14 protein-coding genes are annotated in these 14,353 nt (G+C 73.5%); 8 read left to right on the top strand and 6 right to left on the bottom strand.

Going from position 1 to position 14,353, the window contains the following annotated elements; genetic code table 11:
- The first annotated feature begins 205 nt into the window (after nucleotides 1-205).
- From ACFXKG_RS18725 to ACFXKG_RS18715, 3 genes are all read left to right on the top strand, one after another.
- Entirely contained in the window at nucleotides 206-1,009 is an 804-nt protein-coding gene (locus ACFXKG_RS18725; protein WP_384839763.1) for an electron transfer flavoprotein subunit beta/FixA family protein, read from the top strand.
- Nucleotides 1,010-1,136: 127 nt separating this feature from the next.
- Nucleotides 1,137-2,099 (top strand): electron transfer flavoprotein subunit alpha/FixB family protein, encoded by a 963-nt coding sequence (locus ACFXKG_RS18720; RefSeq protein WP_384839760.1) that lies wholly within the window; start codon nucleotides 1,137-1,139, stop codon nucleotides 2,097-2,099.
- 165 nt (nucleotides 2,100-2,264) lie between these two features.
- The gene (locus ACFXKG_RS18715; RefSeq protein WP_384839757.1) at nucleotides 2,265-3,572 is read left to right on the top strand and encodes a DUF6986 family protein; all 1,308 of its coding nucleotides are present in this window, start codon (nucleotides 2,265-2,267) and stop codon (nucleotides 3,570-3,572) included.
- Nucleotides 3,573-3,584: 12 nt separating this feature from the next.
- Here ACFXKG_RS18715 and ACFXKG_RS18710 read toward each other — a convergent pair whose 3' ends face one another.
- Nucleotides 3,585-4,628, bottom strand: coding sequence for a LacI family DNA-binding transcriptional regulator (locus ACFXKG_RS18710; protein ID WP_384839754.1), 1,044 nt, complete (start codon nucleotides 4,626-4,628; stop codon nucleotides 3,585-3,587).
- Between the two features lie 188 nt (nucleotides 4,629-4,816).
- Between ACFXKG_RS18710 and ACFXKG_RS18705 the strand changes: the two genes are divergently transcribed.
- A complete protein-coding gene (locus ACFXKG_RS18705; RefSeq protein ID WP_384839751.1) occupies nucleotides 4,817-5,773 on the top strand; it encodes an ROK family protein in 957 nt (318 codons plus the stop codon).
- Nucleotides 5,774-5,851: 78 nt separating this feature from the next.
- On the opposite strand, the gene ACFXKG_RS18700 is transcribed toward ACFXKG_RS18705, so the two are convergent.
- Together ACFXKG_RS18700 and ACFXKG_RS18695 are read right to left on the bottom strand one after the other, a co-directional pair.
- Nucleotides 5,852-6,223, bottom strand: coding sequence for a hypothetical protein (locus ACFXKG_RS18700; protein WP_384839748.1), 372 nt, complete (start codon nucleotides 6,221-6,223; stop codon nucleotides 5,852-5,854).
- 107 nt (nucleotides 6,224-6,330) lie between these two features.
- Nucleotides 6,331-6,513: a hypothetical protein gene (locus tag ACFXKG_RS18695; protein WP_384839745.1), complete on the bottom strand. Its 183-nt coding sequence runs from the start codon at nucleotides 6,511-6,513 to the stop codon at nucleotides 6,331-6,333.
- Nucleotides 6,514-6,712: 199 nt separating this feature from the next.
- Between ACFXKG_RS18695 and ACFXKG_RS18690 the strand changes: the two genes are divergently transcribed.
- Nucleotides 6,713-7,750: an NUDIX domain-containing protein gene (locus tag ACFXKG_RS18690; protein ID WP_384839742.1), complete on the top strand. Its 1,038-nt coding sequence runs from the start codon at nucleotides 6,713-6,715 to the stop codon at nucleotides 7,748-7,750.
- Nucleotides 7,751-7,791: 41 nt separating this feature from the next.
- Here the strand turns inward: ACFXKG_RS18690 and ACFXKG_RS18685 are convergent, their stop codons facing one another.
- Nucleotides 7,792-9,156: a dipeptidase gene (locus ACFXKG_RS18685; RefSeq protein WP_384839739.1), complete on the bottom strand. Its 1,365-nt coding sequence runs from the start codon at nucleotides 9,154-9,156 to the stop codon at nucleotides 7,792-7,794.
- A gap of 201 nt (nucleotides 9,157-9,357) precedes the next feature.
- On the opposite strand from ACFXKG_RS18685, the gene ACFXKG_RS18680 reads away from it, so the two are divergent.
- The 3 genes from ACFXKG_RS18680 to ACFXKG_RS18670 all read left to right on the top strand — a co-directional run bounded on the left by ACFXKG_RS18680 (nucleotide 9,358) and on the right by ACFXKG_RS18670 (nucleotide 13,120).
- Nucleotides 9,358-10,668, top strand: coding sequence for a geranylgeranyl reductase family protein (locus tag ACFXKG_RS18680; protein ID WP_384839736.1), 1,311 nt, complete (start codon nucleotides 9,358-9,360; stop codon nucleotides 10,666-10,668).
- Between the two features lie 458 nt (nucleotides 10,669-11,126).
- The gene (locus tag ACFXKG_RS18675) at nucleotides 11,127-12,458 is read left to right on the top strand and encodes a sensor histidine kinase (RefSeq protein WP_384839733.1); all 1,332 of its coding nucleotides are present in this window, start codon (nucleotides 11,127-11,129) and stop codon (nucleotides 12,456-12,458) included.
- The gene (locus tag ACFXKG_RS18670) at nucleotides 12,455-13,120 is read left to right on the top strand and encodes a response regulator (protein ID WP_384839730.1); all 666 of its coding nucleotides are present in this window, start codon (nucleotides 12,455-12,457) and stop codon (nucleotides 13,118-13,120) included. The genes ACFXKG_RS18675 and ACFXKG_RS18670 overlap by 4 nt, the downstream gene beginning before the upstream one ends.
- Here the strand turns inward: ACFXKG_RS18670 and ACFXKG_RS18665 are convergent.
- Both ACFXKG_RS18665 and ACFXKG_RS18660 read right to left on the bottom strand, forming a co-directional pair.
- A complete protein-coding gene (locus ACFXKG_RS18665) occupies nucleotides 13,081-13,380 on the bottom strand; it encodes a DUF6332 family protein (RefSeq protein ID WP_384839727.1) in 300 nt (99 codons plus the stop codon). The two genes, ACFXKG_RS18670 and ACFXKG_RS18665, sit on opposite strands and share 40 nt — an antisense overlap.
- A 137-nt stretch (nucleotides 13,381-13,517) precedes the next feature.
- Nucleotides 13,518-14,234, bottom strand: a complete 717-nt coding sequence (locus ACFXKG_RS18660; RefSeq protein WP_384839724.1) for an SDR family NAD(P)-dependent oxidoreductase — start codon at nucleotides 14,232-14,234, stop codon at nucleotides 13,518-13,520.
- Between the last annotated feature and the right edge of the window lie 119 nt (nucleotides 14,235-14,353).

Genomic DNA, 14,353 nt, shown 5'->3' with positions numbered 1-14,353 from the left:
CGCGGCGGGAGTTCCCTGGCGGGCCCCTTCCGGGCGTTGGGAAGGTCACAGTTCCAAGCGCTTGCTCAGCGGGCATACTCCGGATGTACTGGCGAGTAATATCAACTCCGTGGCTCCGGTCCCACCGACCGGAAAGAGCCCGGCAGGGCGCCTATGCTGCGTGCAACAAGGCAGCCAGAAATGACGATGCGGTAGGAGAGCCGGCGTGAGCCTGAGGATCGTTGTCTGTGTGAAGTACGTGCCCGACGCCACCGGTGACCGGCACTTCGCCGATGACCTGACCGTCGACCGGGACGATGTGGACGGCCTGCTGTCGGAGCTGGACGAGTACGCGGTCGAACAGGCCCTCCAGATCGCCGCGGATTACGACGGTGACGGCGACGCGGAGATCACCGTGCTGACCGTCGGCCCCGAGGACGCCAAGGACGCGCTGCGCAAGGCGCTCTCCATGGGCGCCGACAAGGCCGTCCACGTCGAGGACGACGACCTGCACGGCACCGACGCCCTCGGTACGTCCCTGGTGCTCGCCAAGGCCGTCGAGAAGACCGGCTACGACCTCGTCATCTGCGGCATGGCCTCCACCGACGGCACCATGGGCGTGCTGCCCGCGATCCTCGCCGAGCGGCTCGGTGTCCCGCAGGTCACCCTCCTCTCCGAGGTCTCGGTCGAGGGCGGCGCGGACGGCACGGTCAGGGGCCGCCGCGACGGCGACACCGCGAGCGAGCAGCTGGAGGCGTCGCTGCCGGCCGTTGTCTCGGTGACCGACCAGTCGGGCGAGGCGCGTTACCCCTCGTTCAAGGGCATCATGGCCGCCAAGAAGAAGCCGGTCACCTCCTGGGACCTGGAGGATCTGGAGATCGACGCCGACGAGGTCGGCCTCGAAGGCGCCTGGACCGCCGTCGACTCGGCGGACGAGCGCCCGGCCCGTACGGCGGGCACGATCGTCAAGGACGAGGGGGAGGGCGGCAAGCAGCTCGCCGCCTTCCTCGCGGAGCAGAAGTTCATCTGAGACCACGCGCACATGCGGGGCGACACCGCCCCCGTGTGCCGGTCGGTCCGAGCCCCGTCACACCGCCTTCGGTGCCCCGCGGGCACCAGATCCTCACGACCCCTCGCATCCGCAGGAGTGCAATCCCATGGCTGAAGTTCTCGTCTATGTCGACCACGTGGACGGCGCCGTCCGCAAGCCCACCCTGGAGCTGCTGACGCTCGCCCGCCGCATCGGCGAGCCGGTCGCCGTCGCGCTCGGCACCGGCGCCGAGGCCACCGCGCCCGCGCTCGCCGAGCACGGCGCGGTGAAGGTCCTCACCGCCGACGCCGCCGAGTTCGCCGACTATCTCGTCGTGCCGAAGGTCGACGCGCTGCAGGCCGCGTACGACGCCGTCGCGCCGGCCGCCGTGCTCTTCCCGTCCTCCGCCGAGGCCAAGGAGATCGCGGCGCGCCTCGCGGTCCGTATCGGCTCCGGACTCATCACCGACGCCATCGACCTGACGGCCGACGACAAGGGCCCGGTCGCCACGCAGTCGGTGTTCGCCGCCGCGTACTCCACCAAGTCCCGGGTCTCCAAGGGCACGCCGGTCATCACGGTGAAGCCCAACTCGGCGGCCGTCGAGCCCGCCCCGGCCGCGGGCGCCGTCGAACCGCTCGCGGTGAGCTTCGGCGCCACGGCCACCGGGACGAAGATCGTCTCCCGTACCCCGCGCGAGTCCACGGGCCGCCCGGAGCTGACCGAGGCCGCGATCGTGGTCTCCGGCGGTCGCGGTGTCAACGGCGCCGAGAACTTCGCGGTCATCGAGGCACTCGCCGACTCCCTCGGCGCGGCCGTCGGCGCCTCGCGCGCCGCCGTGGACGCCGGCTGGTACCCGCACTCCAACCAGGTCGGCCAGACCGGCAAGTCGGTCTCACCGCAGCTCTACATCGCCTCCGGCATCTCCGGCGCGATCCAGCACCGGGCCGGGATGCAGACGTCCAAGACCATCGTGGCCGTCAACAAGGACGCCGAGGCCCCGATCTTCGACCTCGTGGACTACGGCGTGGTCGGCGACCTCTTCGAGGTCGTCCCGCAGCTCACCGAGGAGATCAAGGTGCGCAAGGGCTGAACGGACCCCTCCGGTACGCCCCGGGGCCGCGCGGTGGACCCCACCGCGCGGCCCCGCGCCGTTTCCGGGCCGGGGCCGGGCCGCCGTTGACGCGGCTCGGACCTGCGGCTTAACTTCGGTAACGGATTACTGATTCCGCAAGGCGGAAAGAAGAAGGGTGCCGGAATGGGGCAGCACGAGAAGATCGCCACGAGCCTCCCGGCGGCGGTCACCGAGGCCGTCGGCGCCTCCCTCGCGGGGGTCGACGCCGAGCTGGCGCGCCGCTACCCCGGCGACCCCGGCACCCGCCAGCCCGTCCACACCGTCTACGTACCCGCCGACGCCTACGGCGCGGGCACCGTCCGCTCCTGGGGCGACCAGGCGCTCGCCGCGCTCGACGAACACGCCCCGGACGCCGCCTCGCTGGCCCGCGTCCTCGGCCTCTCCGGCGAACTGGCCGGGCCGGTGTACGAGCGCGTACGGGACAAGCTGGTCCGGGAGCCCGTCGAGGACCTGCGGATCGACTTCGAGGACGGCTACGGGCCCCGGCCGGACCGCGAGGAGGACGAGGCCGCCGCCCGCGCCGCCCGGCTCGTCCACGAGGCGTACGCAGCCGGCGCCCCCGGCACCTCGGCGCCGTACACGGGCATCCGTGTGAAGTGCCTGGAGGCGGCCGTGCGCGAGCGCTCCGTCCGGACCCTGGACATCTTCCTCAGCGGGCTGATGGCGGCGGGGGGACTCCCGGACGGGCTGGTCCTGACGCTGCCCAAGGTGACGTACGCCGAGCAGGTAGCCGCGATGGCCCGGCTGGCCGGGGAGTTCGAGAAGGCGCACGGACTGGAGCCCGGCCGGATCGGCTTCGAGATCCAGATCGAGACCAGCCAGGCCATCCTCGCCGCCGACGGCACCGCGACCGTGGCCCGGATGATCGGCGCGGCGGACGGCCGGGCCACCGGGCTGCACTACGGCACCTTCGACTACAGCGCCTGCGTCGGCGTCAGCGCCGCGTACCAGGCGAGCGACCACCCGGCCGCCGACCACGCCAAGGCCGTCATGCAGGTCGCCGCGGCCGGCACCGGGGTCCGGGTCAGCGACGGCTCCACCAACGTCCTCCCGGTCGGACCGACCCCGCAGGTGCACGAGGCGTGGCGGCTGCACTACGGCCTCACCCGGCGGGCTCTCGCCCGCGCCTACTACCAGGGCTGGGACATGCACCCGGGCCATCTGCCGACCCGTTACGCCGCCGTGTACGCCTTCTACCGCGAGGGCCTGGCACCGGCCGCCGCCCGGCTGGCCGCCTACGTCGCCAAGGCGGGCGGCGCCGTCATGGACGAGCCCGCCACCGCAAAGGCGCTCAGCGGTCACCTGCTGCGCGGACTCGACTGCGGCGCCCTCGACCACGACGAGGTCACCCGCCTCACCGGCCTCACCCGCGCCGATCTGGAGGGCTTCACCCGCCCGCGGCCTGAGGGCGGCGTGCCGGGCGGCCGGTGACCCGGCGCCGGGTCACCCGTCCGCAGGCGGCGGGATCTCCCCGGAGCCCCGGGCGATCAGCCGCGTCGCCAGCACCACCTGGGACGGTGCGTCGGCCGCGCCGTCCAGCCGGTGGAAGAGCCGCTGCGCCGCCGCGCGGCCCAGGGCCGCCGCGTCCTGTGCGACGACCGTGAGCCCCGGGTCGAGCAGATCGGCCAGCTCGATGTCGTCGAAGCCCACCAGGGCGACCGGCCGGTGGTGGGCCGCCAGGACCCGTACCACCGTCACCGTGACCCGGTTGTTGCCGGTGAAGATCGCCGTGACGGGCTCGGGGGCGCCGAGCATCGCGACGACCGCCTCCTGGACCCGGCCCGGCGCCGTCGTGCCGAGCGAGACCCACTCCTCCTCGATCGCGAGACCGGCGTCCGCCATCGCGGTGCGGTAGCCGCGCAGCCGCTCGCCCGCCGTGTGGATGCCGGGCTGGTCGCCGATGAAGCCGATCCGGCGATGGCCGTGCGCGATGAGGTGGGCGGTGCCCGAACGGGCCCCGCCGAAGCTGTCGGAGAGCACCGCGTCGGCCTCGATGCGGCCTGCCGGCCGGTCCACGAAGACGGTCGCCACCCCGGCCTTTATCTCGGGCTCCAGATAGCGGTGGTCCTGCCCGGCGGGGATCACGATCAGCCCGTCCACCCGGCGCGCGCAGAGCGCCAGCACCAACTCCTGCTCGCGGTTCGGGTCCTCGGCGCTGGAGCCGTTGATGAGCAGCGCGCCGTGGGCGCGGGCCACCTCCTCCACGGCGCGGTTCAGCGGACCGTAGAACGGGTCCGCCAGATCCTCCAGGACCAGCCCGATGCTCGCCGTACGGCCCTTGCGCAGCACGCGTGCCGAATCGTTGCGGCGGAACCCCAGCGCGTCGATGGCCTCCTGCACCCGCCGCTCGGTGTCCGCCGTGACCCCCGGCTCGCTGTTGACCACACGGGAGACGGTCTTGAGCCCGACCCCGGCCCGGGCGGCCACGTCCTTCATCGTGGGCCGGTTGCCGTAGCGGGGTTCGGGGCGGCGGGCGGTATCGGCCACAGTGCGCTGTCCTGTCGTCGTACGGTCGTCGGGTCGTCCGGGGGCGCGACGCGCGCCGTCCGGGACGTGCGGTCGAGCATAGGCCCTGGACAACGTTGTCAGGGGAATGGAAACTGTTCATCGAAACCGAGGACACCTACCCGCGCGGTTCCCTTGAATGCGCCTCATCTCCAGGAGATGCCACACCGATGCATACCGACTCCGTTGCCGCACTCGACATCGGCGGCACCAAGATCGCCGGGGCGTTGGTGGACGGCAGCGGCAGAATCCTCGTACGGGCCCAGCGCCCGACCCCGGCGCGCGAGGACGGCGAGACGGTGATGCGCGCCGTCGAAGAGGTCCTGGCCGAGGTGGCCGCCTCGCCGCTGTGGCCGACGGCCACGGCGATGGGCATCGGCAGCGCCGGCCCCGTGGACGCCTCGGCCGGTACGGTCAGCCCGGTCAACGTTGCGGCCTGGCGGGCGTTCCCGCTGGTGGAGCGGGTACGGGCGGCCACGGGCGGGCTGCCGGTGACCCTGGTCGGGGACGGCGTCGCGATCGCCGCCGCGGAACACTGGCAGGGCGCGGCCCGCGGTTACGACGACGCGCTGTGCATGGTGGTCTCCACCGGTGTCGGCGGCGGGCTGGTGCTCGGCGGAAAGATTCACCCGGGCCCCACCGGCAACGCGGGCCACATCGGGCACATCAGCGTGGAACTGGACGGCGACCTCTGTCCGTGCGGAGCCCGGGGCTGTGTGGAGCGGATCGCGAGCGGCCCCAACATCGCCCGCAGGGCTCTGGAGGGCGGCTGGCTGCCGGGCCCCGACGGCGACACCTCGGCCGCCGCCGTGGCCGCCGCCGCGCGGGCCGGGCACCCGGTCGCCATCGCCTCCTTCGACCGGGCCGCGCGTGCGCTGGCCGCCGGGATCGCCGCGACGGCCACGCTCACCGAGATCCGCATCGCGGTCATCGGCGGCGGTGTCGCGGGCGCCGGCGAGGTCCTGTTCGCCCCGCTGCGCCGCTCGCTGCGGGAGTACGCGACGCTCTCGTTCGTCCAACGGCTCACGGTGGCCCCGGCGCTGACCGGCACGGACGCCGGGCTGGTGGGCGCGGCGGCGGCGGCCCTGCTCACACGGCGGGACACCGCGGCGCCGATGGCCGGCTGACGGCGTCCGGCCCGGCGACCGGGTCCGGTGGCGGGGCAGTCCGGCGGCGGGGCGGCCCGGCCTCGAACCGAGTGCCGGTCAGTGGGTGGTCTGGCAGGCCAGCCGCTGGCTGCCCCGGAACCGTACGCACAGCTCCGTACCGCTGCCGGTGTCCCCGGACGGCCAGGTGTGCGTCAGCGCCTTGCCGGAGCGGACGGCCGTGGCCGTGTCGACGTGCCGCCCGTTCCGCAGCAGGGACACCGGGCGGGAGGCGATCTCCTCGGGAGGATTGGTCCAGATCCCCGTGACGGAGTTCCTTGCGCCGCGCCCCTCCAGTCGGATGCAGATCTGCGGCCCCGAGAAGTGATGGGTGCACGCGCTGCTGTCCGCGGCGGCGGGGCTGGCGCTCAGCGGGACGGCGACCGCCGCCAGGGCGAGGCACAGCGCCAGGGCGGCCGGTGTTCTGGGCATCTCGGGCTCTCCACTCGTACGGTTCGCGGTGCCGGTCTGCGGACCCGCCGGGGACTTCGGGCCGTCAGAAACTCCGGACCCGTTCGCACGGGCCCGGTCCGGCGGTCTCAGGAGCAGGAGTCGGGATCGGTCGCCTGCTGCGGCACGACGACCAGGAAGACGTCCGAGTCGAGGTCCATCACGACCTCGGCGGGCGTCCCTTCGTCCCGCCGCGCCCGCGCGAACTCCTCCGCGGGCCGGCTCCCGCGCGGCCCGCCCGCGGGAAACTCCTCCAGCACCGTGCGGCGCATCGCGTACCCCCCTTGCCCGTTGACGACATCGAGCATTCCAACGACGTGCCACGGGTTTGTGTTACGGCCCCGGCACGGGTTGGTCACGGCCGGTTGGCCGGAGCGGCGCTCTGATCCCGCACGGGGTTTCCGTGGCAGGGTGTTGCGGGCAGTCCACTGGGGGCTCTCGCGACCTGGGCCCTACGGAAGAGGGGGAACCGTGATCGTCTGGATCAACGGCGCGTTCGGAGTGGGCAAGACCAGCACCGCGCGTGAACTGATCGACCTGATCCCGAACTGCACGCTCTACGATCCCGAGCCGATCGCCGGGGAACTGACGCGGCTGCTGCCGCAGAAGAAGCTCGCCGAGGTGAGCGACTTCCAGGACCTGCCGATCTGGCGGCGGCTGGTGGTCGACACGGCGGCGGCGCTGCTGGCCGAGGTCGGCGGGGCGCTCGTCGTCCCCATGACCCTGCTGCGCCAGGAGTACCGGGACGAGATCTTCGGCGGTCTCGCCGCGCGCCGCATTGCCGTACACCATGTGCTGCTGTCAACAGATGAAACGATACTTCGCGCACGTATCGCGGCTCGTGAGGACGTCGCCGACGATCCGGAGGTGAACGAGCGCAATCGCCGCTGGTGTTACGAGCACATCGAGCCCTACCGTACGGCCCTGGACTGGCTGACGGGAGACGCCCACGTCATCGACAACACCGTGCTGACCGCGCGGGAGACGGCCGAGGCGCTGGCCGAGGCGGTACGGGACGGCGTGGCCGGCGTCTGCGAGATCGTCCAGACGCCCGAACCGACCGCGGAGACCGTCGCGGCCGGGGTGCTCCTCTTCGACGAGCAGGACCGGGTGCTCCTCGTCGACCCCACCTACAAGCCGGGCTGGGAGTTCCCCGGCGGTGTGGTCGAGCGGGGCGAGGCCCCCGCCCGCGCCGGGATACGGGAGGTCGCCGAGGAGATAGGGATCGAACTCACCGAGGTGCCGAAGCTGTTGGTGGTCGACTGGGAGCCGCCGCGCCCTCCGGGGTACGGAGGGCTGCGGCTGCTCTTCGACGGCGGCAGGCTGACCGCCGAGGAGGCCCGACGGCTGCTGCTGCCAGGGCCCGAACTGCGGGGCTGGCGCTTCGTCGACGAGGAGGAGGCGGCCAGGCTGCTGCCGCCGGTCCGCCGCGCGCGGCTGCGCTGGGCCCTGCGCGCGCGGGAGCGCGGCACGGTGCTCAACCTGGAGGACGGAGCCCCCGTCGGCTGACCCGCGCCGCTTCCCGCCCCCGGTGTGTCCCGGGGGATGCCTCAGGCGCGCCGGGAGGCGGCGTAGTTGACCAGGAAGTGCGCCTCGGCCACGGAGAGACGCTCCAGCTCCTCCGGGGAGACGCTCTCGTTCACCGCGTGGATCTGCGCCTCCGGCTCGCTCAGCCCGATCAGCAGGATCTCCGCCTCCGGGTAGAGCCCGGCCAGGGTGTTGCAGAGCGGGATGGACCCGCCCTGGCCCGCCGTCTGCATCTCCTGGCCCGGGTACGCGACCCGCAGGGCGTCGGCCATCGCCGTGTACGCGGGGCTGGAGGTGTCCGCGCGGAACGCCTGCCCCTGGCCCACCTGTTCCACCGCGACCCGCGCGCCCCAGGGTGTGTGGGCCTCCAGGTGAGCCGTCAGCAGCTCGGTGGCCTCCACGGCGTCCTGACCCGGCGGTACGCGCAGGCTGACCGTGGCCCGCGCGTGCGCCTGGACGGACGGCGTGGCGCCGACGACGGGCGGGCAGTCGATGCCGAGGACGGTCACGGCGGGGCGCGCCCAGATCCGGTCGGCGACCGAGCCGTGCCCGATCAGCCCGACCCCGTCGAGCACCTTCGTGTCCTTACGGAAGTCGGCCTCCGGGTACTCCAGCCCCTTCCAGACCGCGTCGGCGGCCAGCCCGTCCACCGTGGTGGAGCCGTCCTCGGCGCGCAGCGAGTCCAGCACCCTGATGAGGGCGGCGAGCGCGTCGGGCGCCGCACCGCCGAACTGCCCCGAGTGCAGGTTGCCTTCGAGCGTGTCGACCCGCACCCGCAGCAGTGTCATGCCGCGCAGCGTGGCCGTGACCGTGGGCAGGCCGACCCGGAAGTTCCCGGCGTCGCCGATGACGACGGCGTCGGCGGCCAGCAGTTCGGGGTGCTCCTCGGCGTACCGCTCCAGACCGCCGGTGCCCTGCTCCTCCGAACCCTCCACGATCACCTTGACGTTCACCGGTACGCCGCCGTTCGCCTTGAGCGCGCGCAGGGCGAGCAGATGCATCAGGACGCCGCCCTTGCAGTCGGCCGCGCCGCGCCCGTACCAGCGTCCGTCGCGCTCGGTCAGCTCGAACGGCGGGGTCAGCCAGGCGTCCTCGTCGCCGATCGGCTGGACGTCGTAGTGCGCGTAGAGCAGCACCGTCGGAGCGTCCTCGGGGCCGGGCAGCAGGCCGTACACGGACTGGGTCCCGTCGGGGGTGTCGAGGACCGCGACATCCTGGAACCCCTCGGCGCGCAGCGCGTCGGCCACCCACCGCGCGGCGCCCTCGCACTCGCTCCTCGGGGCGACCGCGGGGTCCGCCACCGAGCGGAAGGCCACCAGCTCCGCGAGCTCCGTACGGGCGCGGGGCATGAGGGACGCCACGGTCCCGGAAAACGGATTCGCGGTCATGGGCACGCTCCTGGTGGGTACATCGTTGTCACAGTCGGGTGTACGGCGGGTGTTACGCCGGGGCGATGGCGATGGTGTGCCGATGGTCCGGCGCCGTCGGCGGAGCCTTGTCGATACTCCCACAACGGCTCGGGCGCGCAGCGCCGTAGGATGCCGTTCGACAGCAGGGGCCACCGGTCGGATCAGGAGCAGAAGCACATCGTGAGCAGCGAGAACGCAGACGCCGGAAGTGTGCACGACGAGCCGGTGTGGGATGTCGTCGTGGTCGGCGCAGGACCTGCGGGAGCCTCCGCGGCGTACGCGGCGGCGGTCGCGGGCCGCCGGGTGCTGCTGCTGGAGAAGGCCGAGTTGCCGCGCTACAAGACCTGCGGGGGCGGGATCATCGGGCCCTCGCGCGACTCGCTGCCGCCGGGCTTCGAGTTGCCCTTCAAGGACCGCGTGCACGCGGTGACGTTCTCCCTGAACGGGAAGCTGACCCGCACCCGGCGCTCCAAGCGCATGCTCTTCGGGCTGATCAACCGCCCGGAGTTCGACGCGAGTCTGGTCGAGCACGCGCAGAAGGCGGGGGCGGTCCTGCGTACGGGCACGGCGGTCTCCCGCGTCGAGCAGCACGGCCCGGCCGTGCCCGACCGCCGTACGGTCGCGGTCGTCCTCGGGGACGGCGAGACGGTACTGGCGCGGTCCGTGGTCGGCGCCGACGGCAGTGCCAGCCGGATAGGCGCCCACGTCGGCGTGAAGATGGACCAGGTGGACCTGGGCCTGGAGGCGGAGATCCCGGTGCCGCCGACCGTCGCGGAGGACTGGGCGGGGCGGGTGCTCATCGACTGGGGCCCGCTGCCCGGAAGTTACGGCTGGGTCTTCCCCAAGGGCGACACCCTCACCGTCGGGGTGATCTCGGCGCGCGGCGAGGGGTCGGCGACCAAGCGCTATCTGGAGGACTTCATCGCCCGGCTCGGGCTCGCCGGGTTCGAGCCGTCGGTCTCCTCCGGCCATCTCACCCGCTGCCGCAGCGAGGACTCCCCGCTCTCCCGGGGCCGGGTGCTGGTCTGCGGCGACGCGGCGGGGCTGCTGGAGCCGTGGACGAGGGAGGGCATCTCCTTCGCCCTGCGCTCCGGACGGCTCGCGGGGGAGTGGGCGGTACGGATCTCCGAGGCGCACGACGCCGTGGACGCCCGCCGCCAGGCGCTGAACTACGCCTTCGCCATCAAGGCGGGCCTCGGTGTGGAGATGGGGGTCGGGCGGCGGATGCTCGCGATCTTCGAGCGCCGGCCGGGGGTGCTGCACGCGGCGATCACGGGCCTGCGCCCGGCGTGGAACGCGTTCGCGGACATCACCCGCGGTTCGACGACCCTGGCGGGTCTCGTACGGACGCGGCCGCTGGCCCGGCGCGCGCTGGACGTACTGGACCGCCGGCCGGCGGACGGCCGCCCGGTGACGGCCGCGGGGGAGGAGAGCGCGTCGCCGGACCGGAGTGACCCGAAGGGTGTGCCGGAGGCCGGCACGCGGGAGTGACGGGCACCCGCGCGTGATGTGCGGTCTGCGTCCTGTGACGGTGTCCTGCCGGCGCCGGTGACGGGCGCCCGTGGGCGGCCTGCGGTTAGTGTCCCGTGACGGCCTCTCGTCCGCGCCGGTGACGGGCGCCCGCGCGTGACGTGAGGGCGGGAGCGGCCCGGCCCCATGTCCGGCCCGCGGGGCGCCGTCCAGGACGCGGTCGCCGGTAGGCGGTCGTCGGTACGCGGGCTCCGGTACGCGGGCTCCGGTACACGGTGGCTCGCGTCGTCGAGTGAAGACAACGCCGCGAGGCGCGGCCCACCCGCGGCAGCGGCTGATGTCACCACGGGCACGCGAGCCCGGCGAGATCCGAGATCCGAACGAGAGGCCCTGGGCCGCCGCGTACTCCCCGGGGAGTACGGGTGACCGCGACGCCCGGCTGACGCCCGGGGCGCGCCCGCCGGTCTAGCGTGACCGGTATGGAAGAGCAGCACATGCGCCCCGCCTGGCCCTGGGGCGGTGGCGGACCCCCGCGCCGGGGTGGACACCACCTCCGGAGGCGGTGTCCACCCCGGGCGGACGGGCGCCCGCGCGGATGGGGCGGGCCGCCGCACCGGTCGCCCCGCTTCCCTGGCGGCGAGCCGGCGAGCGGGCGGCTGCCGTGGGTCTCGACCGTGCTGCTGGCCGTGTTCGTCCTGGTGGGCACCGCGTACGCGGCGCGGCAGCAGCCCGACCGGGCCGCGCTCGACGCCCTCGGACGGGCACTGCTGCTCGTGAGCGCCGCTCTGCTGCTGCTCCGTACCCGCCACCCCGTCCTCTGCGTCCTCGGCGTCTCGGCGACCGTGCTGGCCTACTTCGCCGGGGGCTATCCGTACGGTCCGGTCTTCCTCGTCGTCGCGGTCGCCGGTTTCGCCGCGATCGCGGCGGGACACCGGCGGGCGGCCTGGTGGGCGCTCGGCTCGCTCTGGGTGGGCCATGTACTGATCGCGCACTGGCTCTACCGCCTGCTGCCGCCGCCCGGCGACCGAGCGGCGCCCTGGGGCCAGGAGCTGGTCATCGCCGCCTTCGTGGTCGCCCTCTGCGCCGCTGCCGAACTCGCCCGCGTACGCCGGGAACAGTGGGCGAGACAGGGCGCGGAGCGCGCCGCCGCCGAGCAGCGCAGAAAGAACGAGGAGCGGCTGCGGATCGCCCGCGAGCTGCACGACGTACTCGCCCACTCCCTCTCCGTCATCCACGTCCAGGCGGGCATGGGCCTGGCGCTGCTCGACACCGACCCGGAACAGGCGCGGTCGGCGCTCATCACCGTCAAGGCGGCCAGCAAGGAGGCGCTCGGCGAGGTGCGGCAGGTGCTCGACACCCTCAGAACGCCCGGCGACGCGCCCCGTACGCCCGCGCCCGGCCTGGACCGGCTGCCCGAACTGGCCGAACAGGCCGCCTCCGCGGGGCTCACCGTCGAGGTGCACCGGGAGGGCACCCCGGTCGCGCTGCCGCCCGGCGCCGATCTGGCCGCCTTCCGGATCGTCCAGGAGGCCCTGACCAACGTGGTGCGCCACTCCGGGGCGCGCACGGCGGCGGTACGACTCGGATACGGGCCCCGGCTGCTCGACCTGCGGATCGACGACCCGGGCCCGGCGACCGGCGGGGACGCGGGCGGCAGCGGCAACGGGCTGGTCGGGATGGAGGAGCGGGCCGCCGCGCTCGGCGGCACCGTCGAGGCCGGGCCGCGCCGGGACGGCGGATTCCGGGTGCGGGCCACACTTCCCCTGACGGCTCCCCCGACGACTCCCCTGACGACCGAGGAGACCACATGATCCGGGTGCTGCTCGCGGACGACCAGTCGCTGGTACGGGCGGGCTTCCGCGCGCTGCTGGACGCCCAGCCGGACATCGAGGTGGCGGGCGAGGCCGCGGACGGCGAGGAGGCACTGAGCCGGGTGCGCGAACTCGCCCCCGACGTCGTGCTGATGGACATCCGGATGCCCCGGCTCGACGGCCTCGCCGCGACCCGTCGGATCACCGAGGACCCCCGGTGCGACCAGGTGAAGGTGGTCATGCTCACCACCTTCGAGCTCGACGAGTACGTCTTCGAGGCGATCCGCTCGGGGGCCTCGGGCTTTCTGGTCAAGGACACCGAACCGGAGGAACTGGTGCGTGCGATCAGGGCCGTGGTGGGCGGTGACGCGCTGCTCTCCCCGGGGGTGACCCGTCGGCTGATCGCCGAGTTCGCCTCCCGCTCCAAGGAGCCCACGGAGGCGGCCCGACTGGGTGAACTCACCGACCGGGAAAGGGAGGTGATGGCCCTCGTCGGGATCGGCCTCTCCAACGAGGAGATCGCCCGGCGGCTGGTGGTCAGCCCCCTCACGGCCAAGACACATGTGAGCCGGACGATGGTGAAGCTCAGCGCCCGCGACCGGGCCCAACTGGTCGTACTCGCCTACGAGTCGGGACTGGTGCGGCCGGGCTGGCTGGGCTGAGGGACGGTTCCGCCGGGAGAATCCGGTGTACGTCCCGGATCCTCCGGGGTGAAGCGCCACAGGACCTGGACGACCCGCGCCACGAAGGCGAGGCACGCGGCGACGGCGCCGATCCGCAGGCCGATCTCGGGCAGCTCCAGAAACCGCACCGCACCGGCGGCCACCCCGAACACCAGCGCCGCCGCGAAGGCCCCCGTCACCACCGCGAAGGCGATCTCGACGGTGACGGCGTCCCGTCGGTCCCCGCTCCGTGTCTCCATGCCCCGAGTCTGACCGAGGCGGCACCCCGGAGCAAGGAGCCCTTCCGCCGCGCCGCCCGTGTGCCGCGGAACGTCGCGCACCCGCCGACCGGGGCAGAGGCACCTCCGCCCTGGAGCCCGCCCCGACGGCGGCGGGATCAGTGGCCGGCGCTCTGTCCGCCGTCGACATGGAGGATCTCCCCCGTCACGAAGGGCGCCTTCTCCAGGTAGACGATCGCGCCGACGACGTCGCCGACCTCGCCCATCCGCCCGAGCGGGTGCAGCCCGGCGAGCGCCTCGTACTCGGCCTCCGGGTGCAACGGAGTCTTGATGACGCCCAGTGAGACGGCGTTGCTGCGGATGCCACGGGCCGCGTACTCGATGGCCAGGGCCTTGGTGGCGGACTGGAGCCCGCCCTTGGTCAGGGAGGCCAGCAGCGAGGGGGCCGCGGAGCTGGCGTGGTCCACGAGGCTGGTGGTGATCTGGACGAGGTGACCGCCGCCGCCCTGGCGGAGCATCTGCTCGACGGCGAGCTGGGTGATACGGAAGAACCCGGTCAGGTTGACGCCGACGACGCGGTCGTAGTCCTGCCGGGTGTAGTCGGTGAACGGCTTGCCGCTGTAGACGCCGGCGTTGTTGACCAGGGTGTCGATGCGGCCGAACCGCTCGATCGCGGCGGCGGCGACGCGCTCGGCCGTGGCGGGGTCGGCGATGTCGCCCTGGAGGGTGCGGACGTCCGGGTCCCGGGAGGGAGCGATGCCGCGCGAGGTGGCGACGACGGCGTGGCCGAGCTCGCGGTACGCCTCGACCAGGCCCGCGCCGATGCCCTGCGACGCACCGGTGATGACGGCGACCTTCTGCTGCGGGACGCTCATGACGACCTTCTTCCGGCAGTACCGCCCCCGCCGCCTCGGTACCGCGACATACGGTGATGTACCGCGACGTGCCGCTGTGCGCCGCGACGCGCGCGGATACCCCAAGCGTCACGCCGCTC

Origin of the sequence: Streptomyces sp. NPDC059255, assembly GCF_042752355.1 — a bacterium.
In the GTDB taxonomy this organism is placed as follows: domain Bacteria; phylum Actinomycetota; class Actinomycetes; order Streptomycetales; family Streptomycetaceae; genus Streptomyces.
Note: the sequence above shows the minus strand (reverse complement) of the source record. Positions and strands in the feature narration are given on the sequence as shown.